This is a genomic window from Ferrimonas sediminum, from assembly GCF_900100175.1.
Classification (GTDB): domain Bacteria; phylum Pseudomonadota; class Gammaproteobacteria; order Enterobacterales; family Shewanellaceae; genus Ferrimonas; species Ferrimonas sediminum.
This window is the reverse complement of record NZ_FNEM01000004.1, coordinates 192,006-206,208: the sequence shown is the minus strand read 5'-3', so window position 1 is coordinate 206,208 and position 14,203 is coordinate 192,006. Positions and strand designations below refer to the sequence as shown.

Genomic DNA, 14,203 nt, shown 5'->3' with positions numbered 1-14,203 from the left:
ACCATGGGTACAGAACGTAAAGAAGCAGTATCGGCTTGGGTGGACGGTCAGGGAAGTGATCGGGAACTTGGGCAGTGGCTGAACGATGAACCGATGCAACAGAGCTGGGAGCGTTACCATCTCATCGGGGATGCGATGCGAAACGAACTGCCTCAGCAAATGGATCTGGACATCGCTGCAAACGTAGCTGCGGCACTGGAGCAGGAGCCGACGGTATTGGCGCCGAAACCACAGGCCAAGCGAGCACAGGCCCTACAGGGCAAAGTGGTTCAGCTGTCCCGTCGTTTCGGTCAATACGCCATTGCCGCCACGGTGGCCGCCATTGCGGTTGTGGGAGTGCAGCAGTACGGTGCCGAGCAGCAAAACAGCCCATTGCCAGTGTTGAATACCCTGCCGGTGATGGGGGCTCCGACCCCGGCCAGCTATCAGGCGAATACTCCGTCTGCCCGTCAGGCTCAAAGCTCTGAGCAGCAGGCTCAGGAGCAGCGTCGTCGGGTCAATGCCTATCTGCGCGACCACCTGTTGCAGCAGCGCCTGAAAGGGCATAATGTGGCGGATAATGACCAAGGCCAACAGTAACGAGGCAAGGCTTGCGTAAAATATGGTTCCTGATGGCATGGTTGCTGGTACTGCCAGCCCATGCCGCGACTGGCGACTCCGCCATCAGCTGGCTGCAACGGATGCAGCAAGCGCTCTCTCAATCCCACTTTCAATATTCACTTATTCACCTGCAGATGGATCACATCCGTCCTTTGCGCTACCTGCACGGGGTGGTGGATGATCAACAGGTGGCTTACCTGGAACACTTGAACGGTCCGCAGAAAAACGTGGTTCGGGTGGATGAACAGGTGATCTATCTGGAGCATGAGGTCAAACCCTATTCGGTGCGCAGTGCCCGCATCAGCGGCTTTATTCCACCGGCCTTTGGCACTGGCGTTGAAGCGTTTACGCCCTTCTATCAATTGGCCATGGGGGGCCGGGATCGCATCGCCGGGCGCACCTCCCAAGTGATCCGCATTGTCTCCACCGACCGCTTCCGTTACAGCTATCAGTTGTGGCTGGATGTGAAATCTGGTCTGCCGCTTCGTATCGACACCATCAATGCCGATGGTCAGTTGCTGGAGCAGTATCTGGTTATTGAACTGGTGACCTTCAGTGAGCCGCCACCGATTCTGTCGGAGTTGGCGGGACAGATCTGGCCTCCGGTAGTGGCATCGGCGTCAGCGAAAGACGCGCCACAGTGGCGTTTCGGTTGGTTGCCAAAGGGCTTTGAGGTGACGCATGTGGATCAGCACCGGCTGTTTGGCGTTAATGACCCGGTCCAATACCTATCGCTCAGTGATGGTCTCACTGAAATGTCGGTGTATATCGGCCTGGCCGGCCAGATTGAGATGCCGGATAACCTGTCGACCGGCAGTGGCTTATCTCTGGCGTCGGCTCGCCATGGTGAGGTCGAGGTGGTGGCGGTAGGCAAACTGCCGGTGGAAAGCCTCAGTAACGTGGCTAACTCCATCTACCCCGCCAAGGGGGAGCAGTGATCGAGGCGCTGGCTCGTGTGGAAGCGTGTTCCGACGGACAGGTGACCGTCAGTTGGCAGAGCCAGAGCGCCTGTGGCCACTGCCATGAAGCGGATACTTGTGGCTCCGGCGTGGTGGCCAAGGCGGTGGCGGCCAAAGCGCAGCGCTTGACGTTGGCGTATGGCAAGCCGTTGTCGGTGGGGACTCAGGTCAGCCTTGGCATTCCCGAGCAGCAGCTGTTAACCGCCGCGGCCTTGGTGTATCTGCTGCCGCTGCTAGGCTTATTGTTAGGGGCCGGGCTGGGGGCTCTGTGGAGCGGGCCTGAGTGGCTGTCCCTGTTGAGCGGGGTTGCTTTGGCCATCGGTGGCTTTTTACTGGCTCGTGGAGTGTCGCACCGTTACACGCCGACTCCGCGGATCCTCAGGGTGCTGGGGGCGTCGACAACGTCTGATTAGCCGGTTATGGCGCGCCCGGTGCCGGTTTTTCAGGGGCGCTGAGCCTGCAATGCCCGGATGCATAGCCGCCGGGCATAAAATCCGTTAAAATCCCCCCCCTATAGCTATCGTAGATAATTTATTCCTGTAGTTTTTGCAAGAAGCGGACTAGATGAAGCATATTCGAAATTTCAGTATCATCGCCCACATCGACCACGGTAAATCGACGCTTTCCGATCGATTGATCCAGGTTTGCGGTGGTTTGTCAGAGCGTGAGATGGCGGCCCAGGTGCTCGATTCCATGGACATTGAGCGTGAGCGCGGCATTACCATTAAAGCACAGAGTGTGACTCTGGATTACACGGCGAAGGACGGTGAAACTTATCAGCTGAACTTCATCGATACTCCCGGGCACGTGGACTTCAGCTATGAAGTATCCCGGTCGTTGGCGGCTTGTGAAGGCGCCTTGCTGGTGGTGGACGCCGGTCAGGGGGTAGAAGCCCAGACCCTGGCGAACTGTTACACCGCCATCGAGATGGATCTCGAGGTTCAACCGATCCTCAACAAGATCGATCTGCCACAGGCAGATCCGGAGCGGGTTGCGGAAGAGATTGAAGACATCGTCGGCATCGACGCCATCGAAGCGGTGCGTTGTTCAGCCAAGACCGGCATCGGCGTCGATGAGGTGCTGGAATGCATCGTCGACAAGATCCCGCCACCGGAAGGGGATCCTGAGGCGCCGCTGCAGGCGCTGATCATCGATTCCTGGTTTGACAACTACCTGGGTGTGGTGTCGCTGGTTCGAATTAAAAATGGCGTTCTGAAGAAGAACGACAAGATCAAGGTGATGAGTACCGGCCAGGTGTGGGGCGTCGATCGCCTCGGCATCTTTACGCCGAAGCAGAAAGACACCACCGTCCTCAATACCGGTGAAGTCGGCTGGGTGGTGTGTGGCATAAAAGAGATTCACGGTGCACCGGTGGGTGATACCCTGACTACCGCCAAGCACGGCACTGACGAGGTGCTGCCGGGCTTCCAGAAAGTGAAGCCACAGGTCTATGCCGGTCTGTTCCCGATCTCCAGTGAAGACTATGAGTCCTTCCGCGACGCCCTGAACAAGCTGTCCCTGAATGACGCCTCGCTGTTCTTCGAGCCGGAAACCTCGTCGGCTCTGGGCTTCGGCTTCCGGGTAGGCTTCCTGGGCATGCTGCATATGGAGATCATCCAGGAGCGCTTGGAGCGGGAGTACAACCTGGATCTGATCACCACCGCACCGACCGTGGTGTACAAGGTGAGCACCACCAAGGGGGAAACCCTGCTGGTGGACAACCCGTCCGAATTGCCGCCGCTGAACAACATCGAAACCATTGCCGAGCCAATCGTCGAAGCCAACATTCTGGTTCCACAGGAATATCTTGGTAATGTGATAACCCTGTGTATCGAAAAGCGCGGGGTTCAGACTAAGATGGCCTACCACGGTAATCAGGTGGCAGTGACCTATGAACTGCCGATGGCGGAAGTGGTACTGGATTTCTTCGATCGACTCAAGTCCACCAGCCGCGGCTTTGCCTCGCTGGATTACAACTTCACCCGCTTCCAGGAAGAGGAGATGGTGCGTCTGGATGTGATGATCAACGGCGAGCGTATCGATGCGCTGGCGATGATCACCCATAAAGAGAACGCCCAGTTCCGCGGCCGTCAGCTGGTGGAGAAGATGCGGGAATTGATTCCGCGGCAGATGTTCGACATTGCCATTCAGGCTTCCATCGGCAGCATGATTGTGGCTCGAAGCAACGTGAAAGCGCTGCGTAAAGACGTAACGGCCAAGTGTTATGGCGGTGACGTGAGCCGTAAGAAGAAGCTGCTGCAGAAGCAGAAAGAGGGCAAGAAGCGGATGAAGCAACTGGGTAACGTAGAGGTTCCCCAGGAGGCCTTCCTGGCCGTACTGAAAGTAGGAGAATAAGCGCAGATGGCGGCAATGTTTTCACTGATCCTGGTGTTGATCACCCTTGGGTCGGGTCTGGTTTGGCTACTCGATCATTTTTACCTGGCGCCAAAACGTCAGGAAAAACTGGCTTTTGCCAGCCAGCAAACCTCAGGCGACCTGCCGGAGGAAGCCCAGGAAAAGCTGGTCCAGGAGCCTTGGTTGGTGGAAACTTCCAAGTCCATTTTCCCGGTTATCGCCTTCGTGCTGATTTTGCGTTCGTTCCTGTGGGAACCCTTCCAGATTCCGTCCGGCTCCATGATGCCAACGCTGCTGGTGGGTGACTTCATCCTGGTGAACAAGCACGAATACGGTCTGCGCGACCCGGTTTTCCGTTATAAGTTCTGGGACAACAATGAGCCGCAACGCGGCGACATTGTGGTGTTCAAGTACCCGAAAGACCCTCGCATTGATTACATCAAGCGGGTGATCGGCTTGCCCGGTGACAAGGTGGTGTACCGCAACAAACAGTTGTTCGTGCAGCAGAAATGTGAGGCTGGGGTCTCTCCTTGTCCTGAGTTGACCGCCATCAACAGCGCCAAGGTCAACAGTGGTGAGTTTTCGCAAAACGGCACGCCGTTGCTGCGTCTGAAAGAAGATCTGATGGGCATTACCCACGATACCCTGATCAATCCCCGTCGCTCGGAGCCTCTGCGCTACTATTATCAGCAGCAGGGCCGCCGTACCGGTGAATGGGTGGTGCCAGAAGGGCACTACTTTGTGATGGGTGATAACCGTGACAACAGCACCGATGGCCGTTTCTGGGGCTTTGTGCCCGAGGAAAACCTGGTCGGCCAGGCCACCGGAATCTGGATCTCTTTTGAGTTTGACCGCGATAGCAGCAGTATTCTGCCCGGATGGGTGCCTACCGGCGTGCGCTTTAATCGCATCGGCGGATTACAATAAAGGTTAGCTGTGGCTGATTTAAATCGTTTACAGAGACTGCTTGGCTATGAGTTCAAGCAGCCTCAGTTGTTGCAACAGGCGCTGACTCATCGCAGCGCCGGCAGTCGCCATAATGAGCGACTGGAATACCTGGGTGATGCCGTGCTATCCATGGTGATCGCCGAGGAGCTGTATCATCGCTTCCCGCAAGCGGCGGAAGGCGACATGACCCGCATGCGGGCCACGCTGGTACGGGGGGTGACCCTGGCGGAAATCGCTCGTGAGCTGAACCTGGGCGATTACATTCGCCTCGGCGCCGGCGAGCTGAAATCCGGAGGATTCCGTCGGGATTCCATCTTGGCCGATGCGGTGGAAGCCATTCTCGGAGCGGTGTTCCTGGACGACGGCATCGAGGTGTGTAAACCGCTGTTGCTGAACCTGTGGAAGCAGCGATTGGAGACCATTGTGCCCGGTGCCGGGCAGAAAGATCCCAAGACCCGATTGCAGGAGTGGCTGCAGGCGCGCAAGAAGCCGCTGCCCAATTACGAGGTGGTTACCGTTACCGGTGATGCCCACAACCAACAGTTTACCGTGCATTGCCTGGTAAGCGAGGTAGCCGACCCGGTACTGGGTAAAGGCAGCTCGCGACGCAAGGCGGAGCAGGACGCAGCCGGTAAGGTCCTGGAGTTATTGAAAGTATGACCGATACCACCTACTGCGGCTTTGTTGCCATTGTCGGCCGCCCCAATGTGGGCAAGTCGACCCTGCTCAATCGTCTGCTGAAGCAGAAGATCAGCATTACCTCCCGTAAGCCGCAAACCACCCGGCATCGCATTATGGGCATCCACACCGAAGGCCCCCGTCAGGTGATCTTTGTGGATACCCCGGGGCTGCACATCGAAGAGAAGCGCACCATCAACCGGTTGATGAACCGGGCGGCGGCGACCTCCCTGGCCGATGTCGAGCTGGTGCTGTTTGTGGTCGAGGGGACCAAATGGACCCCGGACGACGAAATGGTGCTGAAGAAGCTTGGCCGTGAAGGCAACGAGGGTCGCAAAGTGGCCCTGGTGGTCAACAAGGTTGATCAGATCAAGGACAAAGAGGAGCTGCTGCCGCACTTGCAGGAGCTGCAGAGCAAGTTTGAGTTTGATGCGGTGTTCCCGGTGGCCGCCGGCAAGGGCGGTAATGTGGACCCCATCATGGCGCTGTCTCTGGACAGCATCCAGGAGTCGATTCACTACTTCCCGGAAGATTATGTCACCGATCGCAGCCAGCGCTTTATGGCGTCCGAGATTCTGCGTGAAAAGCTGATGCGTTTCCTCGGCGACGAACTGCCCTATGCCGCCACGGTGGAGATCGAGCAGTTTAAGGTCGATGAAAAGGGCACCTTCCACATTCATGCGCTGATCCTGGTTGAACGGGAAGGCCAGAAGCGGATGGTGATCGGCAACAAGGGCGACAAGTTGCGTACCATCGGCCGCGAGGCGCGGATCGAGATGGAAAACATGTTCGAGACCAAGGTGTACCTGGAGACCTGGGTCAAGGTGAAATCCGGCTGGGCGGACGACGAACGGGCGCTGCGCAGTCTGGGGTACGGGGACGACTGATTGGACGCGGGTTGGCAGTCTGCCTATCTGCTGCACGCCCGCCCTTATCGTGAGCGCAGCCAGCTGATCACCCTGCTGACCGAGCAGGACGGTAAGGTGGCGGCGGTGGCCCGCAGCAGTGGCAAGCAGGGCGGCCTGACCAAGGCTGCCTTGCAACCCTTTCAACCTCTTAAAATTTTCCTCTCCGGCAGCGGTTCACTGAAAACCCTCAAACAGGTGGAAACCCTGAGCCTGCCGGTACCGCTGCAGGGGCAAAAGTTGTTTTGCGGCTTGTATTGTAACGAGCTGACAGTCCGGTTACTGTCAGAGTTGCAGGAGTGCCCGTCGTTGTACCAAGGCTACCATCAGAGTCTGTTAACCCTGGCTATGGCCGACAGCAACGAAGCGGTGCTGCGCTATTTTGAATGGATGCTGCTGGACTACCTCGGTGTCGCCCCCTTGCTGGGTCAGGACGCCTGTGGTGAGCCGTTGCACGCCGATGGTCGCTATAGCCTGGTCGCCGAGCAGGGGTTTATGCCGGTGGCCGGGGATCGCGGTTATCTCGGGGCGATGTTGCTGGCACTGCAGCAGCAGCAATTGAGCGACCCTCTGCACCTGCAACAAGCCAAGCACCTGGCACGAACCCTGCTGAAGCCGCTGCTGGGCAACAAACCACTGCGCAGTCGTGAACTGTTTCAAAGAAAAACCAGACCAAGGACAAGCACATCATGAGCATTTTACTGGGTGTCAATATCGACCACATCGCGACCCTGCGCCAGGCCCGGGGCACCGACTACCCTGATCCGGTGCATGCGGCGGCGGTGGCGGAGCACGCCGGTGCCGACGGCATCACCATCCATCTGCGTGAAGATCGCCGTCACATCATTGATCGTGATGTGCAGGTGTTGGCACAGACCTTGAAGACCCGCATGAACCTGGAGATGGCGGTGACCGAGGAGATGCTGGACATCGCCATCGGTGTGCAGCCGGTCTACGTCTGCCTGGTGCCGGAGAAGCGGGAAGAGCTGACCACCGAGGGGGGCCTGGATGTGGCCGGTCAGCTGGATAAGATGCTGGACGCGGTATCGCGCCTTAAGGCTGCCGGTATCAAGGTGTCGCTGTTCATCGATGCCGACAAGGCGCAGATTGATGCTGCGGTTAAGGTTGGGGCGCCCTACATCGAGATTCATACTGGTGCCTATGCCGATGCCGCCACCGAAGAGGAGCAGCAGCAGGAGCTGGCCCGCATTGCCGAAGGCGCCAACTACGCTGCCGCTCAGGGGTTGGTGGTGAATGCCGGCCACGGCCTGAACTACCATAATGTTAAGCCGATCGCCGCCATTCCCGAGATCTATGAGCTGAACATCGGCCATGCCATCATCGCCCGCGCGGCCATCGATGGCCTGGAAACCGCAGTTCGTGACATGCGCAGCTTGATGTTAGAAGGCCGTCAGGGGATCTGATGACTATCAAGGGGCTGGGCACCGACATTGTCGAAATCGAGCGGGTTGAGGCGCAGTTTCAGCGTCTAGGTCAACGGTTTGCCGATCGCATCCTCACCGATAATGAGCGTAATGAGCTGATGGCCAGTAAGGCGCCGGCGAGGCTACTGGCCAAGCGGTTTGCGGTTAAGGAGGCGGTGGGCAAGGCGCTAGGGACCGGCATTGGTCGCGGCGTATCGTTTCAGCACATCGAGCTGGGGCATAACGATGATGGCGCACCGGTTCTGCATCTGAGCGGCGGAGCTTTAGCCCGCATGCAGGCGTTGGGGGCGACCGACGCTCATATCAGCCTGGCGGATGAGCGTCGTTATGCCGTGGCTACGGTGGTGCTCAGTTAGTCGGGCGCTCTGCCGGGCTAGAAATTCACTTCAGTTCGAAATCCCAATACGGTCAGGCTCTGCTGCTTCTGTTGCTGGTACTGCAGATCCAGTGAGATGTTGACTGGCCCCAGCCTGAGGCCACCACCGATACGGGCGCCGAGACCGTTCTCTGTCGGGTGATTCAGTTGCGGCAGGTGGGACTCGGTCACGCTGACCGAGGTCTGGGTATACCAGGGGCCATTGCCCCAGCGCTGCTCGAGGGTCAGAGGGATCTGGGTAAAGTTGGGGTTCTGGTAGGCCAGGGTCGGGGCGGTAACCCACTGGCTCTCGGCCTGCAGCGGCTGCGCCACCAGCGCTAGCCCGAACAGGACGCTGTGGCCCAATAGTAAATTCCCCTGCATCCTCCATCCTCCCTGGCAACCAAAAGGCCGGCTCCTTTCGGGGCGCCGGCCTTTCAGTATAGTTCAGATTTTTTAGAGGGTTTGCCTGAGCCCTATTTAGGTTCAATCCGGACTGTGGTGACCATGCTTTCGTTGGCCTCCAGTACCTCGATTTGATAGGGGCCGATGGACAGGCTGGTGTGTTCCTTCGGAATCTCCTCCAGCGCTTCCAGGACCAGGCCATTGAGGGTTTTGGGGCCGTCGGTGGGGAAGTGCCAGTTCATTTCGCGATTCATGTCGCGAATGTTGATGCTGGCGTCCACCTGATAACTGCCGTCGTCTTGTTTGCTGATCTCCTCACTGGTGGCCGGTTGCAGCCCGGTGGTGAAGTCGCCGACGATCTCCTCGAGAATGTCCTCCAGAGACACCAGTCCCTGGATGTCACCGTACTCATCCACCACCAGCCCCAGTCGCTCCTTGGCGCGCTGGAATTTCAGCAGTTGCACATTCAGCGGCGTGCCCTCGGGCACGTAATAGATCTCCCGCACCTCCCGCAGCAGAGTGGCCTTGTCGGTCACCCCCTGCTCCCGAGCCATCAGTCGCAGCAGATCCGACAGATGCAGGAACCCGACCACGTCATCGATGTTATCCCGATACAACAGCACCTTACTGTGGGGGCTGTGGGTCAGCTGCTTCATCATGGTCTTGAAGTCATCGTTGATGTCGATGGCGTACAACTCATTGCGCGGCACCATCACATCCTCGACGGTGACTTTCTCCAGATCCAGTATCGATACCAGCATCTCCCGGTGGCGGCGGGGAATCATGGCGCTGGCTTCATTGAGGACCGAGCGCAACTCGTCGGCAGACAGGTCGTCGTCGCCGGAAGAGCGGGTGCTGACTCCCAGCAGGCGCAGCAGGCCATTGCTGATCAGGTTCACCAGCCACACCAGTGGGTAGAACAGGGTCATCAACGGCCGCAGCACCAGGCTGTTGGGGTAGGCCAGTTTTTCCGGGTACAGGGCCGCCAGGGTTTTTGGAGTGACCTCGGCAAAAATCAGAATCACCAGGGTCAGTGAGCCGGTGGCAATGGCCAGTCCCCACTGGCCGAACAGGCGCAGGCCCAGGACGGTAGCAATGGAGGAGGCGAGAATGTTGACCAGGTTGTTGCCGATAAGGATCAGCCCTATCAGGCGATCCGGGCGCTCGAGTAGGGTGTTGGCGCGCTTGGCTGCGCGGTGGCCTTGTTGGCTCAGGTGTCGCAGGCGGTACCGGTTGAGCGACATCATCGCCGTTTCGGTACCGGAGAAAAAGGCTGAGAGCAGAATCAGCAGGCCTAGGGTAATCAGTAGGCCTGCGGTGGATATGTCGTCCAAATGGGGCAATCCTTTATGTCGGTTAAGGTCCTAGAATTAGGAAATGGCCGCCCCGTGTCAAGGGCGGCCGCAGGCATTAACCGATGAACAGCTCTCGCACCAGGCGATTGCCGAAATAGGCCAGGGTCAGCAGGACCACGCCGGTCATGCTGTAGATGATGGCGCTGCGGATCTGCATACCGCGGGTTCGTTGCCGATACAGCATGGTGCCGTACACCAGCCAAGCCGCTGAGGCGAATACTGTTTTGTGGGCCTGGCCGCTGCCGAAAAAGCCTTCCAGGAAGATAAATCCGGTGGCCAGGGCAAAGGTCAGCAGGGCGAAGCCGATCATGATCAGATGATACAGTTGCTTCTCTACCGTCATCAGCGGAGGCAGAGGCGACTCCAGCATCAGTTTGCGATCCTTGAGCCGGCGGTTGATGCTGGCCAGCTGAATGGCATACAGGGCGGCGATGAAAAATACCGCGTAGGACAGCAACGAGGTGCCCACGTGGGTGAACAGCGCCGGGTCGTTAAACAGATAGCCTTCATTCTGAGGCAGCAGCACCATGCCGGCGGCCCCGAAAATGCCGCAGATGTAGACCGCGGGTACCACAACAATCACCTTGATGCGTGGCAGCATCATGGTAATGGCGGTGGTGATCATCAGCATCACCAGAGAGGCGGTGTTCACCAGACTGTAGTGCTGTCCGCCGTTCTCGATAATCATCGGCGCCAGGGCGGCGGCATGAGAGATGACACCGACGGCGCCGGCAATGGTTGCCAGCTTACGGTTAGGGCCGTCTGAGTGCAGCAACTTGCTGGCAACCAGATAGAAGGCCACGCCGTAACCCAAAATCGCGCTGATGGCAAAAAACTCCATAATGCCTTGTTCCTCACCTATTGCATCGTTGATTCAGTGGGTAATTACCCTATTTTCTCAAGCTTATCATGCACTATTAAGTTTGGGCAGCGGTTGAAATCGCATTTTCGGTGCTGAGTTGCATTTTGTTTGGCCCGGATCAAACTCGGTCCTGGCGTCGGTGAGCGGGTGGCCTCGCTGCCGGGGTGGGTTTGTGTTTGTAATCGGCACGCCGTTATAATGCGGTGACTCCCCATTAACCGATGCAGCAGGCGATGTTCCAGAATCTATCCGAACGCTTAGGCCAGACGCTGAAAAATATCAGCGGCCGTGGTCGTCTTACCGAAGACAACATTAAAGACACCCTGCGCGAAGTGCGCATGGCGTTGCTGGAGGCCGACGTGGCCCTGCCCGTGGTCCGTGACTTCGTTGCCAAGGTGCGCGAACGGGCCGTGGGCACCGAAGTGTCCAAGAGCCTGAGCCCCGGTCAGGCCTTCATTAAAATTGTTCAGGGTGAACTGGAAGCGGCCATGGGCCAGTCCAACGAAGCCCTCAACCTGGCCAGTCAGCCACCGGCGGTGGTAATGATGGCGGGCCTGCAGGGGGCCGGTAAAACCACCAGTGTGGGTAAGCTGGCCAAGCTGCTGAAAGAGAGAGAGAAGAAATCGGTACTGGTGGTCAGTGCCGACGTCTATCGTCCGGCGGCGATCAAGCAGCTGGAGACCCTGGCCAATGACATCGGTGTGGAGTTCTTCCCGTCCGACGTCAGCCAGAAGCCGGTTGCCATCGCCAGTGCGGCGGTGGACCACGCCCGCAAGAAATTCATCGATGTGGTGATCGTCGATACCGCCGGCCGTCTGCACGTCGATGCCGACATGATGGACGAGATCAAGGCGCTGCATGCCGCCGTCGACCCGGTGGAAACCCTGTTTACGGTCGACTCCATGACCGGTCAGGATGCGGCCAATACTGCCAAGGCCTTTGATGAAGCGCTGCCACTGACCGGGGTGATCCTCACCAAGGTGGACGGTGATGCCCGCGGCGGTGCGGCCCTGTCCATCCGTCACATCACCGGCAAGCCGATCAAATTCTTGGGGGTGGGTGAAAAGACCGACGCCCTGGAACCGTTCCACCCGGATCGGGTGGCCTCACGCATCCTGGGGATGGGGGACGTACTGTCTCTGATCGAAGAGGTGGAGCGTAAGGTTGATAAATCCCAGGCGGAAAAACTGGCCAAGAAGATCAAGAAAGGGGAGGGGTTTGACCTCACCGATTTCCGTGATCAACTGCGTCAGATGCACAACATGGGAGGCATGATGGGCATGCTTGAGAAGATGCCCGGTGTCGGTCAACTGCCTACCGAAGCCCTGTCCCAGGTGCAGGACGACAAGATGACCAAGCGGATGGAGGCGATCATCAACTCCATGACGCCCGGTGAGCGCGCTCGCCCCGACATCATCAAGGGATCCCGGAAACGCCGCATCGCCGCCGGTTCCGGCACTCAACTGCAGGATGTGAACCGGTTGCTGAAGCAGTTCACCCAGATGCAGAAGATGATGAAGAAGATGAAGGGCGGTGGCCTGAAGAAGATGATGCGCGGTATGGGCGGCATGTTGCCCCCCGGAATGAAGATGCCTCGCTGATATTTCCCGTCTTTACAGCTGCTACACTCCAGTGTGGTGGCTACAAACCCGTCGAAATGGTTGCATTGCGGATGCATTCAGGTAAAATCGGCGGGCTTTCTACCTTGGGGCCCCTGCGGCCCCAATTCTATTGCTATAAATACCATTAGAGGAATTACCGTATGGTAACCATTCGTTTAGCTCGTGGCGGCGCCAAAAAGCGTCCGTTTTATCAAGTGGTTGTTGCCGACAGCCGTATGAAGCGCGATGGCCGCTTCATCGAGAAAGTTGGTTTCTTCAACCCTGTAGCGACCGGCCAAGCTGAAAAGCTGCGTCTGGACCTGGCCCGTGTAGATCACTGGGTTGCACAGGGCGCGTCTCTGTCTGACCGTGTTGCTACTCTGGTTAAGGACGCCCGTAAAGCTGCGGCTTAATGGGTATTGGTAGGGTAAGTTGATGAGTCAGCAAGAACTAATGTTAGTCGGGCGCCTTGGCGCACCACATGGCATTCGGGGCTGGTTGAAGATCACCTCCTTTACCGATGATAAAGAGGGTATCTTTGAGTACCGTCCTTGGTTGATCAACCATGGTGGTCAACAGCAAGAAGTGAAAGTGGTGGATTGGCGTCGTCAGAATAACGGCCTGATTGTCCGCTTGGAAGGGATTGAGGACCGCGATGCGGCCGCGTTGTACACCAACAACGATGTCTCTATCTTCGCTCACCAATTGGCTGAGCTGCCGGAAGACGAGTTCTACTGGCGCGATCTGATTGGCTGTAAAGTTGTTAACCAGCAAGGCTACGACATGGGAACCGTTTCCGGAATTCTGGAGACCGGCGCCAATGACGTACTGGAGATCAAGGCGAACGCAAAAGACGCCTTTGGCAAACGGGAACGTATGGTCCCCTTTGTCCCGGAACAGTTCATCATTGAGGTGAACACATCCGAAAAACACATTACCGTTGACTGGGATCCCAACTTTTAATGGCACAACCGAACGCACTGTGGTTAGGGGTCGTGACCCTGTTTCCCGAGATGTTTCGTGCCGTAACCGAGTTTGGCGTTACTGGTCGCGCCGTGAAAAACGGCTTGCTTGGAGTGCAGACGTGGAATCCTCGCGATTTCACCCATGATAAACATCGCACTGTGGATGACCGGCCTTATGGTGGTGGTCCCGGGATGTTGATGATGGTGCAGCCCCTGCGTGATGCCATCCGTGCGGCGAAAGCCGAAGCGGGTGATGAGGCCAAGGTTATCTACCTGTCGCCTCAGGGTCGTCCCCTTACCCAGTCGGGTGTGGAGGAGTTGGCCAGCAACAAACGCCTGGTGCTGGTGTGTGGTCGATACGAAGGTGTCGATGAGCGCATCATCCAATCGGAAGTTGATGAGGAGTGGTCCGTTGGCGACTACGTTCTCAGTGGTGGTGAGCTGCCGGCGATGAACTTGATCGATGCCGTATCCAGGCTGGTGCCTGGGGTGTTGGGCAAGCAAGCTTCGGCAGAGCAGGACTCTTTTTCGGAAGGTCTGCTGGATTGCCCTCATTACACCCGTCCGGAAGTTCTGGACGGTCAACAGGTTCCGCAAGTGTTATTAAGCGGCAATCATGAATCAATTCGGCGTTGGCGCCTGCAGCAGTCCCTTGGACGCACCTGGCAGCGACGACCCGAGTTACTTGACAACCTAGCTCTGACTGACGAGCAAGCCCAGTTGCTTGCAGAGTTTGCCGCCCAACAGGGGCAGGACGAGCGTTAGAGTTT

At 57.8% G+C, this 14,203-nt stretch carries 17 protein-coding genes; 14 read left to right on the top strand and 3 right to left on the bottom strand.

Translation table 11 applies throughout. The features are described from left to right. The first annotated feature begins 3 nt into the window (after window positions 1-3). From BLT77_RS06990 to acpS, 10 genes are all read left to right on the top strand, one after another. Window positions 4-579, top strand: a complete 576-nt coding sequence (locus tag BLT77_RS06990; RefSeq protein WP_090363992.1) for a sigma-E factor negative regulatory protein — start codon at window positions 4-6, stop codon at window positions 577-579. An 11-nt stretch (window positions 580-590) separates the two neighbouring features. Continuing rightward, entirely contained in the window at window positions 591-1,538 is a 948-nt protein-coding gene (locus BLT77_RS06985; protein WP_245709887.1) for a MucB/RseB C-terminal domain-containing protein, read from the top strand. After that, a complete protein-coding gene (locus BLT77_RS06980) occupies window positions 1,535-1,972 on the top strand; it encodes a SoxR reducing system RseC family protein (protein ID WP_090363986.1) in 438 nt (145 codons plus the stop codon). The genes BLT77_RS06985 and BLT77_RS06980 overlap by 4 nt, the downstream gene beginning before the upstream one ends. A 151-nt stretch (window positions 1,973-2,123) precedes the next feature. Continuing rightward, on the top strand, window positions 2,124-3,914 hold the full coding sequence (gene lepA / locus BLT77_RS06975) for a translation elongation factor 4 (RefSeq protein ID WP_090363983.1): 1,791 nt from the start codon (window positions 2,124-2,126) through the stop codon (window positions 3,912-3,914). A gap of 6 nt (window positions 3,915-3,920) precedes the next feature. Beyond that, entirely contained in the window at window positions 3,921-4,841 is a 921-nt protein-coding gene (gene lepB / locus BLT77_RS06970) for a signal peptidase I (RefSeq protein ID WP_090363980.1), read from the top strand. 9 nt (window positions 4,842-4,850) lie between these two features. Further along, the gene (gene rnc / locus BLT77_RS06965; RefSeq protein WP_090363977.1) at window positions 4,851-5,522 is read left to right on the top strand and encodes a ribonuclease III; all 672 of its coding nucleotides are present in this window, start codon (window positions 4,851-4,853) and stop codon (window positions 5,520-5,522) included. Next, window positions 5,519-6,427 carry a GTPase Era gene (era, locus tag BLT77_RS06960; RefSeq protein ID WP_090363975.1) on the top strand — a complete coding sequence of 303 codons (909 nt, stop codon included), beginning with the start codon at window positions 5,519-5,521 and terminating at the stop codon, window positions 6,425-6,427. Before rnc ends, era begins: the two co-directional genes overlap by 4 nt. Next, window positions 6,428-7,138 (top strand): DNA repair protein RecO, encoded by a 711-nt coding sequence (gene recO, locus BLT77_RS06955; RefSeq protein WP_090363972.1) that lies wholly within the window; start codon window positions 6,428-6,430, stop codon window positions 7,136-7,138. Next, window positions 7,135-7,869 carry a pyridoxine 5'-phosphate synthase gene (pdxJ, locus tag BLT77_RS06950; protein ID WP_425431721.1) on the top strand — a complete coding sequence of 245 codons (735 nt, stop codon included), beginning with the start codon at window positions 7,135-7,137 and terminating at the stop codon, window positions 7,867-7,869. Before recO ends, pdxJ begins: the two co-directional genes overlap by 4 nt. Then, the gene (acpS, locus tag BLT77_RS06945) at window positions 7,869-8,246 is read left to right on the top strand and encodes a holo-ACP synthase (RefSeq protein ID WP_090363967.1); all 378 of its coding nucleotides are present in this window, start codon (window positions 7,869-7,871) and stop codon (window positions 8,244-8,246) included. The genes pdxJ and acpS overlap by 1 nt, the downstream gene beginning before the upstream one ends. A 17-nt stretch (window positions 8,247-8,263) precedes the next feature. Here acpS and BLT77_RS06940 read toward each other — a convergent pair whose 3' ends face one another. The 3 genes from BLT77_RS06940 to BLT77_RS06930 form a co-directional block, all read right to left on the bottom strand. Next, window positions 8,264-8,629: a hypothetical protein gene (locus tag BLT77_RS06940; RefSeq protein ID WP_090363964.1), complete on the bottom strand. Its 366-nt coding sequence runs from the start codon at window positions 8,627-8,629 to the stop codon at window positions 8,264-8,266. 92 nt (window positions 8,630-8,721) lie between these two features. After that, a complete protein-coding gene (locus tag BLT77_RS06935) occupies window positions 8,722-9,984 on the bottom strand; it encodes an HlyC/CorC family transporter (RefSeq protein ID WP_090363961.1) in 1,263 nt (420 codons plus the stop codon). A 76-nt stretch (window positions 9,985-10,060) separates the two neighbouring features. Next, entirely contained in the window at window positions 10,061-10,846 is a 786-nt protein-coding gene (locus BLT77_RS06930) for a cytochrome C assembly family protein (RefSeq protein WP_090363958.1), read from the bottom strand. Between the two features lie 254 nt (window positions 10,847-11,100). Here BLT77_RS06930 and ffh point away from each other — a divergent pair, with 254 nt between their 5' ends. The 4 genes from ffh (at window position 11,101) to trmD (ending at window position 14,198) form a co-directional block, all read left to right on the top strand. Further along, complete coding sequence (ffh, locus tag BLT77_RS06925) at window positions 11,101-12,468, top strand: signal recognition particle protein (RefSeq protein WP_090364397.1); 1,368 nt, start codon at window positions 11,101-11,103, stop codon at window positions 12,466-12,468. Between the two features lie 161 nt (window positions 12,469-12,629). Further along, window positions 12,630-12,881, top strand: a complete 252-nt coding sequence (gene rpsP, locus BLT77_RS06920) for a 30S ribosomal protein S16 (protein ID WP_028113986.1) — start codon at window positions 12,630-12,632, stop codon at window positions 12,879-12,881. 19 nt (window positions 12,882-12,900) lie between these two features. Beyond that, window positions 12,901-13,431 carry a ribosome maturation factor RimM gene (rimM, locus tag BLT77_RS06915; protein ID WP_028113985.1) on the top strand — a complete coding sequence of 177 codons (531 nt, stop codon included), beginning with the start codon at window positions 12,901-12,903 and terminating at the stop codon, window positions 13,429-13,431. Window positions 13,432-13,448: 17 nt separating this feature from the next. Continuing rightward, entirely contained in the window at window positions 13,449-14,198 is a 750-nt protein-coding gene (gene trmD / locus BLT77_RS06910; protein ID WP_090364394.1) for a tRNA (guanosine(37)-N1)-methyltransferase TrmD, read from the top strand. The last annotated feature ends 5 nt before the right edge of the window (window positions 14,199-14,203 follow it).